General features: G+C 70.0%; 11 protein-coding genes. All 11 read right to left on the reverse strand.

Annotation, left to right across the window (positions count from 1 at the left end; translation table 11 throughout):
- Positions 1-169: 169 nt before the first annotated feature.
- Positions 170-442: a DNA-directed RNA polymerase subunit omega gene (gene rpoZ, locus ACGFNN_RS31135; protein WP_003970369.1), complete on the reverse strand. Its 273-nt coding sequence runs from the start codon at positions 440-442 to the stop codon at positions 170-172.
- A 100-nt stretch (positions 443-542) separates the two neighbouring features.
- Positions 543-1,160 (reverse strand): guanylate kinase, encoded by a 618-nt coding sequence (gmk, locus tag ACGFNN_RS31140; RefSeq protein ID WP_362668254.1) that lies wholly within the window; start codon positions 1,158-1,160, stop codon positions 543-545.
- Between the two features lie 38 nt (positions 1,161-1,198).
- Entirely contained in the window at positions 1,199-1,522 is a 324-nt protein-coding gene (locus ACGFNN_RS31145; protein WP_003970367.1) for an integration host factor, read from the reverse strand.
- A gap of 245 nt (positions 1,523-1,767) precedes the next feature.
- Positions 1,768-2,607, reverse strand: coding sequence for an orotidine-5'-phosphate decarboxylase (gene pyrF / locus ACGFNN_RS31150; RefSeq protein ID WP_393560967.1), 840 nt, complete (start codon positions 2,605-2,607; stop codon positions 1,768-1,770).
- Positions 2,604-3,713, reverse strand: a complete 1,110-nt coding sequence (locus ACGFNN_RS31155; protein ID WP_393560969.1) for a quinone-dependent dihydroorotate dehydrogenase — start codon at positions 3,711-3,713, stop codon at positions 2,604-2,606. The genes pyrF and ACGFNN_RS31155 overlap by 4 nt, the downstream gene beginning before the upstream one ends.
- A gap of 58 nt (positions 3,714-3,771) precedes the next feature.
- On the reverse strand, positions 3,772-7,080 hold the full coding sequence (gene carB, locus ACGFNN_RS31160) for a carbamoyl-phosphate synthase large subunit (protein WP_393560971.1): 3,309 nt from the start codon (positions 7,078-7,080) through the stop codon (positions 3,772-3,774).
- A complete protein-coding gene (gene carA / locus ACGFNN_RS31165; protein ID WP_393560973.1) occupies positions 7,073-8,215 on the reverse strand; it encodes a glutamine-hydrolyzing carbamoyl-phosphate synthase small subunit in 1,143 nt (380 codons plus the stop codon). Before carA ends, carB begins: the two co-directional genes overlap by 8 nt.
- Entirely contained in the window at positions 8,212-8,832 is a 621-nt protein-coding gene (locus tag ACGFNN_RS31170; RefSeq protein ID WP_393560975.1) for a hypothetical protein, read from the reverse strand. The genes carA and ACGFNN_RS31170 overlap by 4 nt, the downstream gene beginning before the upstream one ends.
- On the reverse strand, positions 8,829-10,115 hold the full coding sequence (locus ACGFNN_RS31175) for a dihydroorotase (protein ID WP_393560977.1): 1,287 nt from the start codon (positions 10,113-10,115) through the stop codon (positions 8,829-8,831). The genes ACGFNN_RS31170 and ACGFNN_RS31175 overlap by 4 nt, the downstream gene beginning before the upstream one ends.
- A 2-nt stretch (positions 10,116-10,117) precedes the next feature.
- Positions 10,118-11,134, reverse strand: a complete 1,017-nt coding sequence (locus ACGFNN_RS31180) for an aspartate carbamoyltransferase catalytic subunit (RefSeq protein WP_362550592.1) — start codon at positions 11,132-11,134, stop codon at positions 10,118-10,120.
- A gap of 90 nt (positions 11,135-11,224) precedes the next feature.
- Positions 11,225-11,809, reverse strand: a complete 585-nt coding sequence (gene pyrR / locus ACGFNN_RS31185) for a bifunctional pyr operon transcriptional regulator/uracil phosphoribosyltransferase PyrR (protein WP_362550589.1) — start codon at positions 11,807-11,809, stop codon at positions 11,225-11,227.
- Positions 11,810-11,956 lie beyond the last annotated feature (147 nt).

An 11,956-nucleotide genomic window follows, 5' to 3' on the forward strand; every position in this document is an offset into this window, starting at 1 on the left:
TGCGTCTCCCCGCACTCGTGTCTCCGCGCACTCACGTGCGGCCTCATGACGTACTCCCCCATGCTGCCTCACCGCGCGGGCGGCTCCACGCGGGGTGCGGACACACCACAGGCCCGGCGGGTACCGACCGCCGGGCCTGTGGTGAAGGTGCGTTCCTGCGTACCGCTGATTACTGCGCGGGGCCCTCGATGGCCTCGGAGGTCAGCAGGCCCGCGTTGATCTCGCGGAGCGCGATCGAGAGCGGCTTCTCGTGCACGTGGGTGTCGACGAGCGGACCGACGTACTCGAGGAGGCCTTCGCCGAGCTGCGAGTAGTACGCGTTGATCTGGCGCGCGCGCTTGGCGGCGTAGATCACGAGGCTGTACTTCGAGTCGGTGGCCTCGAGGAGCTCATCAATCGGCGGGTTGATGATGCCCTCGGGCGTGGTGATGGAAGAGGACACTCTCTGCCTTCCGAAGGGGATAGAGATCAAAGAGATCTTTGATCATGCTGGTTCCGCAGTGGTGATGCTCTGCGTCCGTGGACCGTCGAGGACCGGTGGGTCAGCTCTCGGTACCGCGGAGGCCGGAAGCCTGCAGCATCAACGTTAGCAGCTCGCGTGCGACGTCCTCGACGGAGGTGTTGACGAGCGTCGTGTCGAACTCCGCCTCCGCGGCGAGTTCGACCTTGGCGGCCGCGAGCCGGCGTTCGATCACGTCCGGCGCCTCCGTCCCCCGGCCGGTGAGCCGGCGGACCAGCTCGTCCCAGCCTGGCGGCGCGAGGAAGACGAGCTGCGCCTCGGGCATCGACTGGCGGACCAGCCGGGCACCCTGGAGGTCGATCTCGAGCAGCACCGGTTCACCGGCGTCCAGACGGTCGAGCACGGCACGGCGCGGGGTGCCGTACCGGTTGCCGGCGAACTCGGCCCACTCCAGCAGCTCGCCGTTGGCGATCAGCTTGTCGAACTCCTCGTCGTCGACGAAGAAGTAGTGGACACCGTTGCGCTCGCCGGGACGCGGCTTGCGTGTCGTGGCCGACACGGAGAGCCACACCTCGGGGTGGACCTTGCGCATGTGAGCGACGACCGTGCTCTTGCCGACCCCGGAGGGGCCGGAGAGCACGGTCAGCCGCGGACGTACGTCCGGGGGTACGGGGGACGTCCCCCGGGATGTTGCAGCCATGGGGCGATTATCCCCGTTCTCAGGAGTGCCTGAGAACGTCAGGCCGGGCTGCCGCCGAACTCACGTTCCAGGGATGCGATCTGGTTGGAGCCGAGACCCCGGACCCGGCGGCTCTCGGAGATGCCGAGCCGCTCCATGATCTGCTTGGCGCGGACCTTGCCCACGCCCGGCAGGGACTCGAGGAGGGCGGAGACCTTCATCTTGCCGATGACGTCGTTCTCCTGGCCCTGCTTGATGACCTCGTGGAGCGAGGCGCCGGAGTGCTTGAGTCGATTCTTGACCTCGGCCCGCTCCCGGCGAGCCGCGGCGGCCTTTTCGAGCGCGGCTGCGCGCTGTTCAGGGGTAAGGGGCGGAAGAGCCACGCCTACGTCACCTCGGATGTCGATCTGTCGGATACGGACCGGCGGGGAGCCCTGATGACCCCACACCTGGTGAGCAACGAACAACGCGTGCTCGTTGGCTCTCGACGGAGACTAGCGGCCAAGGCCGCCCGAGTCAGCGAGAACAGCGGAAAAGTCCTGGTCAGCCTCTGTCGACCCGGACATATCGGCCATAACAACCCTGTTTTCGGGTCAGGTTTCCGTCAACAGCCAGTTACGTGGCATGGTCAGCTTCCCTGAACGGCCGTACGGATCTCGTCCGCGAACCGTCCGGCGGCCTCGCGCAGCCCTGCCGCGTCCGGTCCGTGGCGGAGCACGCCCCGGCTCACGCTGGGGACGACGTTGCCCACCGCGGCGCCGAAGACGCGCGGCAGATCCGCCGGCGTCGCGCCCTGCGCGCCGATGCCCGGAGCGAGCAGCGGGCCGTTGATCGACAGATCGGCGCCCGCGTCCCCGAGAGTGGCTCCGACGACCGCGCCGACGGACCCGAGCGGCGTCGCGGCCGCGTTCTCCGCGGCCATGTGGTCGAGCATCACCTGTGCGAGCGACCGCCCGTCCGCGGCGGTGGCCCGCTGCACCTCGGCGCCCTCCGGGTTCGAGGTGAGGGCGAGCACGAAGACTCCCGCGCCGGAGACGGCGGCGGCGTCCAGCGCGGGGCGCAGCGAGCCGAAACCGAGGTAGGGCGAGACGGTGACCGCGTCGGAGAAGAGCGGCGAGTCCTTGTCGAGGTAGGTGGCCGCGTAGGCGCCCATCGTGGAGCCGATGTCGCCGCGCTTGGCGTCCATGAGCACCAGGGCCCCCGCCGAGCGCGCCTCCTCGACCGCCTTCTCCAGGACACCGACGCCGCGCGAGCCGAAGCGCTCGAAGAACGCGGACTGCGGCTTGAGCACGGCGACCCGGTCGGCCAGTGCCTCCACGACCGTGCGGGTGAAGCGCTCCAGGCCGGCGATGTCGTCGTTCAGGCCCCAGGAGGTGAGCAGGGTGGCGTGCGGATCGATGCCGACGCAGAGCGGCCCGCGGGTGTCCATGGCGTGGCGCAGGCGCGCGCCGAAGGGTTCAAGGGTCACTGCATGACCTTCCGTGTCTCGGCGCCGACGGCCTCGGCGAGGGTGGCGTACGGGGATGCGGCGAGGCGCGCGGCCAGGCCCTTGTGGATCGCGCGGGCGTAGAAGGGGCCCTCGTAGATGAAGGCGCTGTAGCCCTGCACCAGCGTGGCGCCGGCCAGGATGCGCTGCCAGGCGTCCTCGGCGTTCTCGATGCCTCCGACGCCCACCAGGGTGATCCGGGTGCCCACACGGGCGTACAGGCGGCTCAGGACCTCCAGGGAGCGCTCCTTGAGGGGCGCCCCGGAGAGTCCGCCGGTCTCGCCGGTCAAAAATGCGGGGGACTTCAGCCCCAGGCCGTCCCGGGCGATGGTGGTGTTGGTGGCGATGATGCCGTCCAGGCCGAGCTCGACGGCCAGGTCCGCGACCGCGTCGACGTCCTCGTCCGCGAGGTCCGGGGCGATCTTGACGAGCAGCGGCACCCTGCGGCCGGTGACGGTACGGTCGGCCGCCTCGCGCACCGCGGTGAGCAGCGGACGGAGCGCCTCGGTGGCCTGGAGGTTGCGCAGCCCGGGGGTGTTCGGGGAGGAGACGTTGACGACGAGGTAGTCGGCGTGGGCGGCGAGCCGCTCGGTGGACTTGACGTAGTCGCCCACCGCTTCGGCCTCGGGGACGACCTTGGTCTTGCCGATGTTGACGCCGACGGTCGTGCGGAAGACCGGGTTGCGGGCGGCGAGGCGTTCCGCCACGGCCGCGGAACCCTCGTTGTTGAAGCCCATGCGGTTGATCAGGGCCCGGTCCGCGACGAGGCGGAAGAGGCGCTTCTTCGGGTTGCCGGGCTGGGGCTCCCCGGTGACGGTGCCGATCTCGATGTGGTCGAAGCCGAGCATCGACATGCCGTCGATGGCGACGGCGTTCTTGTCGAAGCCGGCGGCGAGTCCGAAGGGGCCGTGCATCCGCAGGCCCAGGGCCTCGGTGCGCAGCTCCTCGTACCGGGGGGCGAGCGCGGCGGCGACGAAGGTACGCAGGACGGGGATACGGGCGGCGAGGCGGATCCAGCGGAAGGCCAGGTGATGTGCCCCTTCGGGGTCCATCCGCTTGAAGACCAGCTGGAAGAAGAGTTTGTACATCCGGGTGTCCTCATGAAGAGGGGGACACCGTTTCCGGTGTCCCCCTGGCTGGCGCTTCCTAGTCGCGGGCCGCGGTCAGATGTTCCGCGTGTTCCTGGAGGGAACGTACGCCGACCCCGCCGTGGTTGAGCGCGTCGATGCCCTGGACGGCGGCGGCGAGCGCCTGGACCGTCGTGAGGCAGGGCACGGACCGGGCCACGGCCGCCGTGCGGATCTCGTAGCCGTCGAGCCGGCCGCCCGTCCCGTACGGCGTGTTGACGATGAGGTCGACCTCGCCGTCGTGGATCAGCTGGACGATGGTCTTCTCGCCGTTCGGGCCCTCGCCCTCGGACTGCTTGCGCACGACGGTGGCGTTGATGCCGTTGCGCTTGAGCACCTCGGCGGTGCCGGAGGTGGCGAACAGCTCGAAGCCGTGGGCGACGAGTTCACGTGCCGGGAAGATCATCGTGCGCTTGTCGCGGTTGGCGACCGAGATGAAGGCGCGGCCCTTGGTGGGCAGCGGGCCGTAGGCCCCGGCCTGCGACTTGGCGTAGGCCGTGCCGAAGACCGAGTCGATGCCCATGACCTCACCGGTGGAGCGCATCTCCGGGCCGAGGACGGTGTCGACGCCGCGGCCGTGGACGTCGCGGAAGCGCGACCACGGCATGACGGCCTCCTTGACGGAGATCGGCGCGTCCAGCGGCAGGGTGCCGCCGTCGCCCTCCTTGGGCAGCAGGCCCTCCTCGCGCAGCTCGGCGATGGTGGCGCCCAGCGAGATGCGGGCGGCGGCCTTCGCGAGCGGGACGGCGGTCGCCTTCGAGGTGAAGGGGACGGTCCGCGAGGCGCGGGGGTTGGCCTCCAGGACGTAGAGGATGTCGCCGGAGAGCGCGAACTGGATGTTGATCAGTCCGCGTACGCCGACGCCCTTGGCGATGCCTTCGGTGGATGCCCGGAGCCGCTTGATGTCGTAGCCGCCGAGGGTGATCGGGGGCAGTGCGCAGGCGGAGTCACCGGAGTGGATGCCGGCCTCTTCGATGTGCTCCATGACGCCGCCGAGGTAGAGCTCGGTGCCGTCGTAGAGCGCGTCGACGTCGATCTCGATCGCGTCGTCGAGGAAGCGGTCGACCAGGACCGGCCTGGTGGGGCTGATCTCGGTGGACTCGGAGATGTACGAGGAGAGCCGGGTCTCGTCGTAGACGATCTCCATGCCGCGGCCGCCGAGCACGTACGACGGGCGTACGAGCACGGGATAGCCGATCTCGTCGGCGATGGCCTTGGCCTCGCCGAAGGTGGTGGCGGTGCCGTGCTTCGGCGCGGGCAGACCGGCCTCGGCGAGGACCCGGCCGAACGCCCCGCGGTCCTCCGCGGCGTGGATGGCCTCCGGGGAGGTGCCCACGACCGGCACGCCGTTGTCCTTGAGCGCCTGCGAGAGGCCGAGCGGGGTCTGTCCGCCGAGCTGGACGACGACACCGGCGATCGGGCCCGCGAGGGACTCCGCGTGCACGATCTCCAGGACGTCCTCGAGGGTGAGCGGCTCGAAGTAGAGCCGGTCCGAGGTGTCGTAGTCCGTGGAGACGGTCTCCGGGTTGCAGTTGACCATCACCGTCTCGTAGCCCGCGTCGCTCAGGGCGAAGGAGGCGTGGACACAGGAGTAGTCGAACTCGATGCCCTGGCCGATGCGGTTCGGGCCGGAGCCGAGGATGATCACCGCGGGCTTGGTGCGGGTCGCGACCTCGCTCTCCTCGTCGTAGGAGGAGTAGAAGTACGGCGTCTTCGCGGCGAACTCGGCGGCGCAGGTGTCGACCGTCTTGTAGACCGGGCGGATGCCCAGCGCGTGGCGGACCTCGCGCACGACGTCCTCACGGAGCCCGCGGATCTCGGCGATCTGCGCGTCGGAGAAGCCGTGCCGCTTGGCCTCGGCGATGAGGTCGGCGTCCAGGCGCTCGGCGGAGGCCAGCTCGTCCGCGATCTCCTTGATCAGGAAGAGCTGGTCGACGAACCAGGGGTCGATCCGCGTGGCGTCGAAGACCTCCTCCTGGGTGGCTCCGGCGCGGATGGCCTGCATCACGGTGTTGATGCGGCCGTCCGTGGGCCGGACGGCCTCGGCGAGCAGTTCGGCCTTGTCGCCGGTCTCCCCCGTGAAGGCGAACTGCGAGCCCTTCTTCTCCAGGGAACGCAGGGCCTTCTGCAGGGCCTCGGTGAAGTTGCGGCCGATCGCCATGGCCTCGCCAACAGACTTCATGGTGGTGGTGAGGGTGGAGTCGGCGGAGGGGAACTTCTCGAAGGCGAAGCGGGGGGCCTTGACCACGACGTAGTCGAGCGTCGGCTCGAAGGAGGCCGGGGTCTTCTCGGTGATGTCGTTGGGGATCTCGTCGAGCGTGTAGCCGACGGCCAGCTTGGCGGCGATCTTGGCGATCGGGAAGCCGGTGGCCTTCGAGGCGAGCGCCGAGGAGCGGGAGACGCGCGGGTTCATCTCGATCACGATGATCCGGCCGTCGGTCGGGTCGATCGCGAACTGGATGTTGCAGCCGCCGGTGTCGACGCCGACCTCGCGGATGATCGCGATGCCGATGTCACGCAGCCGCTGGTACTCACGGTCGGTGAGCGTCATCGACGGGGCGACGGTGATGGAGTCACCGGTGTGGACGCCCATCGGGTCGAAGTTCTCGATGGAGCAGACGACCACGACGTTGTCGTTCTTGTCGCGCATCAGCTCCAGCTCGTACTCCTTCCAGCCGAGGATGGACTCCTCCAGGAGCACCTCGGTGGTCGGGGAGAGCGTGAGGCCCTGTCCGGCGATGCGGCGCAGTTCCTCCTCGTCGTGGGCGAAGCCGGAGCCGGCGCCGCCCATGGTGAAGGAGGGACGGACGACGACGGGGTAGCCGCCGAGGGTGTCGACGCCGGCGAGGACGTCGTCCATGGAGTGGCAGATGACGGAGCGGGCGGACTCGCCGTATCCGATCTTCTGCTTGACGGCTTCCACGACGCCCTTGAAGAGGTCGCGGTCCTCGCCCTTGTTGATGGCCTCGACGTTGGCGCCGATCAGCTCGACGCCGTACTTCTCCAGGACACCGTTCTCGTGCATGGAGATCGCGGTGTTGAGCGCGGTCTGGCCGCCCAGCGTGGGCAGGAGCGCGTCGGGGCGCTCCTTGGCGATGATCTTCTCGACGAACTCGGGGGTGATCGGCTCGACGTACGTGGCGTCGGCGATCTCCGGGTCGGTCATGATCGTCGCCGGGTTGGAGTTGACCAGGATGACGCGCAGGCCTTCGGCCTTGAGTACGCGGCAGGCCTGGGTGCCGGAGTAGTCGAACTCGGCGGCCTGCCCGATGACGATCGGACCGGAGCCGATGACCAGGACGGACTGGATATCGGAGCGCTTAGGCACGCTGGCCCTCCATCAGGGTGACGAAACGGTCGAAGAGGTACGCGGCGTCGTGCGGGCCCGCGGCTGCTTCGGGGTGGTACTGGACGCTGAAGGCCGGCTGGTCGAGCAGCTGGAGGCCTTCGACGACCTGGTCGTTCAGGCATACGTGGGAGACCTCGGCGCGGCCGAACTCCGTGTCGGAGACCCGGTCGAGCGGAGCGTCGACGGCGAAGCCGTGGTTGTGCGCGGTGACCTCGACCTTGCCGGTCGTGCGGTCCTGCACCGGCTGGTTGATGCCGCGGTGGCCGTACTTCAGCTTGTAGGTGCCGAAGCCGAGCGAGCGGCCCAGGATCTGGTTGCCGAAGCAGATGCCGAAGAGCGGCGTCTTCCGCTCCAGGACTCCGCGCATGACGGAGACCGGGTGGTCGGCGGTGGAGGGGTCGCCGGGGCCGTTGGAGAAGAAGACTCCGTCGGGCTTGACCGCGTACACGTCCTCCAGGGTGGCGGTCGCGGGCAGGACGTGCACCTCGATGCCGCGCTCGGCCATGCGGTGCGGGGTCATGCCCTTGATGCCGAGGTCGATCGCGGCGACGGTGAACTTCTTCGTGCCGATCGCGGGGACGACGTAAGCCTCCTTGGTGGCGACCTCGGCCGCGAGGTCGGCGCCGCTCATCTCGGGGGCCTGGCGGACCTTGGCGAGCAGCACGCCCTCGTCCTGGACGGCGTTGCCGGAGAAGATCCCGACGCGCATCGCGCCGCGCTCCCGCAGGTGGCGGGTGAGCGCGCGGGTGTCGATGCCGCTGATGCCGACGACGCCCTGGCTCGCGAGCTCCTCGTCGAGGGTGCGGCGGGAGCGCCAGTTGGAGGGGATCCGGGCGGGGTCGCGGACGACGTAGCCGGAGACCCAGATCTTCCCGGACTCGGGGTCGTCGTCGTTCACACCGGTGTTGCCGACGTGGGGGGCGGTCATGACGACGACCTGGCGGTGGTACGACGGGTCGGTCAGTGTCTCCTGGTAGCCGGTCATACCGGTGGAGAACACCGCCTCGCCGAAGGTCTCCCCCACGGCCCCGTAGGCGCGGCCGCGGAAGGAGCGGCCGTCCTCCAGGACGAGTACGGCGGGAGCTTTTCCGGCTCCCCGGGTGGAGATCGTCATCGTGCGGTGCCTTCCGTCGTGCTGATGGTGGTGCTGCTGAGGTTCGTGCCGGCTGCGCCGGTGAGGTGGCCGACGGCGTCGACCCATGCCTGGTGCTCGGCCGAGCGGTCGGAGCGGAAGCCCGAGTCGATCAGCGTGCCGCCGTGCTCCCAGGTGATGACCAGCAGGCCGCCCTCGGGCAGCACCTTGCCGGCCAGCGCCTTCTCGAGCCTGGCCGCCCGCAGGGCGGACGCCGGTACGAAGAAGCCGGCGGCCCCGGGGCGTACGACGTCGAGGCCTTCCGCGGTGAGGGTCAGCTCGACCCGGCTGCGGGTTCCGAGGCCGTGTGCCACGATCCGGTCGAGCCACTGCCCGGCGGTCGTGGAGGCGTGGTAGCGGCCGTCCAGCGTGAGGAGCGTCTCGCCGTCCGCGAAGCCCTCGGGCGTGGCCGGGAGCTCGGGCAGACCGGACTGCAGGCGCTCCCGCCACTTCCATCCCTGGCGCATCAGCCAGTAGACGAAGGCGATGAGGACGAGCAGGCCGAGGACCCAGCTGATGCGGGCGGACCAGTCCGTCACCTCGGCCGACTTCTGTTCGGCCAGCTGGAACAGCTGATGACCTGGGTTGAGTGTTGTCACGCGAGCTTCCCGTCGACGACCGTGGCACGGCCCCGCAGGAAGGTGTGGGTCACTCGTCCGGGCAGCTCGCGACCCTCGTAGGGAGTGTTGCGGCTGCGGGAGGCGAAGCCCGCGGGGTCCACTGCTCCACGGTATGACGGATCGACCAGAGTGAGGTTGGCGGGCTCACCCGCCGAGACGGGCCGGCCGTGTCCTTCGAGCCTGCCGATGGCCGCGGGACGCGCCGACATGCGGTCGGCGACGCCCGCCCAGTCGAGGAGACCGGTCTCCACCATCGTCTGCTGGACGACGGACAGCGCGGTCTCCAGGCCGACCATGCCCATGGCGGCGGCGGCCCACTCGCAGTCCTTGTCCTCGTGCGGGTGCGGGGCGTGGTCGGTGGCCACGCAGTCGATGGTGCCGTCGGCGAGGGCCTCGCGCAGCGCCATGACGTCCGCCTCGGTGCGCAGCGGCGGGTTCACCTTGTAGACCGGGTTGTAGGTCCGCACGAGTTCGTCGGTGAGCAGCAGGTGGTGCGGGGTGACCTCGGCGGTGACGTTCCAGCCCTTGGACTTGGCCCAGCGGACGATCTCCACCGACCCCGCGGTCGACAGGTGGCAGATGTGCACCCGGGAGCCGACGTGGGCGGCGAGGAGCACGTCGCGGGCGATGATCGACTCCTCGGCGACGGCGGGCCAGCCGCCGAGACCGAGCTCGGCCGAGACGACGCCCTCGTTCATCTGGGCGCCCTCGGTGAGGCGGGGCTCCTGGGCGTGCTGGGCGACGACGCCGTCGAAGGCCTTCACGTACTCCAGCGCGCGGCGCATGATCACGGCGTCGTCGACGCACTTGCCGTCGTCGGAGAAGACCTTCACCCCGGCGGCGGAATCGTGCATGGCGCCGAGCTCGGCGAGCTGCTTGCCCTCCAGGCCGACGGTGACGGCGCCGACGGGCTGCACGTCGCAGTAGCCGGACTCCTTGCCGAGGCGCCAGACCTGCTCGACGACGCCCGCGGTGTCGGCGACGGGGAAGGTGTTGGCCATGGCGTGCACGGCGGTGTAGCCGCCGACCGCCGCCGCCTTGGTACCGGTGAGGACGGTCTCGGAGTCCTCGCGGCCCGGCTCGCGCAGGTGGGTGTGCAGGTCGACGAGGCCGGGCAGCAGGATCTGGCCGGCGGCTTCGATCACGGTGGCGTCGCCCGCCTCGATGCCGGTGCCGGTCTCGGCGATGGTCTCGCCGTCGATGAGGACGTCCTGCGGCTCGCCGCCGAGGACCTTCGCACCGCGGATCAGGATCTTGCTCATGGTTACTTGTTCTCCTCGGTACGGGCGGAGGCGGAGGGCAGGGCGGTCTCGGAGCCGCCCAGCAGGAGGTAGAGGACGGCCATTCGGGTGGAGACACCGTTCGCGACCTGCTCCACCGCGGTGCAGCGGTCGGAGTCGGCGACCTCGGCGGTGATCTCCATGCCGCGGACCATCGGGCCGGGGTGCATCACGATGGCGTGCTCGGGCATCTTGGCCATGCGCTCGCCGTCGAGGCCGTAGCGGCGGGAGTACTCACGCTCGGTCGGGAAGTAGGCGGCGTTCATCCGCTCACGCTGCACACGCAGCATCATGACCGCGTCCGACTTCGGCAGCACGTCGTCCAGACGGTAGCTGACCTCGCAGGGCCAGCTCTCGACGCCGACCGGCACCAGGGTGGGCGGGGCCACCAGGGTGACCTGCGCGCCGAGCGTGTGCAGGAGGTGGACGTTGGAGCGGGCGACGCGGCTGTGCAGGACGTCGCCGACGATGGTGATGCGGCGCCCTTCGAGGTCCCGGCCGATGCCCGCGTCGGGTCCGACCAGCCTGCGCCGCATGGTGAAGGCGTCGAGCAGGGCCTGGGTGGGGTGCTCGTGGGTGCCGTCACCGGCGTTGACGACGGCGCTGTCGATCCAGCCCGAGGTCGCCAGGCGGTAGGGGGCTCCCGAGGCGCCGTGCCGGACGACGACGGCGTCCGCGCCCATGGCCTCCAGGGTGAGCGCGGTGTCCTTGAGGGACTCGCCCTTGGAGACCGAGGAGCCCTTGGCGGAGAAGTTGATGACGTCGGCGGAGAGGCGCTTGGCGGCGGCCTCGAAGGAGATCCGCGTCCGGGTCGAGTCCTCGAAGAAGAGGTTGACGACCGTTCGTCCACGCAGGGTGGGGAGTTTCTTGATCGGCCGGTCCGCCACCCGGGCCATCTCCTCGGCGGTGTCGAGGATCAGCACGGCGTCGTCGCGGGTGAGGTCGGCGGCCGAGATGAGGTGGCGGGGGGTGCGGGGGTTGTCCCCGGCGGGGCGCAGCATCTGGGAGTCTCCGTGAAGGGTGGAGGATTCAGGCGGGTGGGCGTGCGGAGGCAGCCGTGCGGCCGGTGGGGCGCACGGGTTCCGGCCTCGCTACTGCTCGCCTGCCGGGGCGGTCTGCTTGACGCCGAGCAGCACGGTGTCGCGGCCGTCCTCCTCGGCGAGCTGGACCTTGACCGTCTCCCGCAGCGACGTGGGGAGGTTCTTGCCGACGTAGTCGGCCCGGATGGGGAGTTCTCGGTGGCCGCGGTCGACGAGGACCGCGAGCTGCACGGCGCGCGGCCGGCCGATGTCTCCCAGTGCGTCGAGCGCGGCCCGGATCGTGCGACCGGAGAAGAGCACGTCGTCGACGAGCACGACGAGACTGCCCTCGATACCTTCGCCCGGGATCTCGGTACGTCCCAGCGCTCGCGCCGGACGCATCCTGAGGTCGTCGCGGTACATCGTGATGTCGAGTGACCCGACCGGCGTCTTCCGGCCGGTGATCTCTTCGAGCTTTCCGGCGAGCCGACGGGCGAGGAAGACCCCGCGGGTCGGGATGCCGAGCAGCACCACGTCGTCGGCGCCCTTGGCGCGTTCGACGATCTCGTGGGCGATGCGGGTCAGTACCCGGGCGATGTCGGGAGCCTCGAGAACGGGGCGTGCCGCATTGCCGGGGTGGTCATGCTGTGCGTCCATAAGAAACGGACCTCCTTCTCCGCCTCACTGGACGGACGTTAAAGGACGTCGAAATTGCGTCATCCACGTTACCAGGGCTTGTGCGAGGCCCCGCCCCCACCCCCGGGAGGCCGCAGTGCGGACCTTTCGGCTTGACGCAGCCAAGTA

It is taken from the genome of Streptomyces sp. NPDC048590 (assembly GCF_043199535.1).
In the GTDB taxonomy this organism is placed as follows: domain Bacteria; phylum Actinomycetota; class Actinomycetes; order Streptomycetales; family Streptomycetaceae; genus Streptomyces.

Excerpts from the sequence above, each read along its gene's own strand:
- gmk (WP_362668254.1), bottom strand. The coding sequence starts at position 1,160 with ATGGCTGCAACATCCCGGGGGACGTCCCCCGTACCCCCGGACGTACGT.
- ACGFNN_RS31155 (WP_393560969.1), bottom strand. The coding sequence starts at position 3,713 with ATGTACAAACTCTTCTTCCAGCTGGTCTTCAAGCGGATGGACCCCGAA.
- carA (WP_393560973.1), bottom strand. The coding sequence starts at position 8,215 with ATGACGATCTCCACCCGGGGAGCCGGAAAAGCTCCCGCCGTACTCGTC.
- ACGFNN_RS31175 (WP_393560977.1), bottom strand. The coding sequence starts at position 10,115 with ATGAGCAAGATCCTGATCCGCGGTGCGAAGGTCCTCGGCGGCGAGCCG.
- ACGFNN_RS31180 (WP_362550592.1), bottom strand. The coding sequence starts at position 11,134 with ATGCTGCGCCCCGCCGGGGACAACCCCCGCACCCCCCGCCACCTCATC.
- pyrR (WP_362550589.1), bottom strand. The coding sequence starts at position 11,809 with ATGGACGCACAGCATGACCACCCCGGCAATGCGGCACGCCCCGTTCTC.